The following is a 320-nucleotide window of genomic DNA, read 5'->3' on the forward strand; positions in this document are numbered from 1 at the left end:
ACGAGGGTGGCCAGGTCGAGGGGGAAGAATCGTTCTCCTTGTGTTTCGAGTTCCTTGACCCGGGCGGGTTTCAGCCAGGATTCATAGCTCCCGTCAGCGACTGCTTCATGCAGTAGAAGGCTCTTGAACTCGTCAGCATCCACATGGACGAACCCGGCCACCTCCTCCTGCAGCACCCGTTGCAGGGTGGTTGACTTCCCGGCGCCGGGAGGACCCGCCAACACCACAGCCCGCCGTTCCTGCCGCACCTCGGGAAACCTCGACCACACCTCCCCCAACAACCGATCATGAAGATCACTTCTTCGCCGCCGAGGTTTCCC

Annotated in this window: 1 protein-coding gene; it reads right to left on the minus strand. The window is 61.6% G+C overall.

Annotated elements, in window-relative coordinates; translation table 11 throughout:
• Positions 1-269: zeta toxin family protein (locus EII35_RS15695; RefSeq protein ID WP_260465157.1), on the minus strand; the 269-nt coding region annotated here is incomplete at its 3' end.
• Positions 270-320 lie beyond the last annotated feature (51 nt).

This window comes from Arachnia propionica, from assembly GCF_003932785.1.
Taxonomy (GTDB): Bacteria; Actinomycetota; Actinomycetes; order Propionibacteriales; family Propionibacteriaceae; genus Arachnia; species Arachnia propionica_B.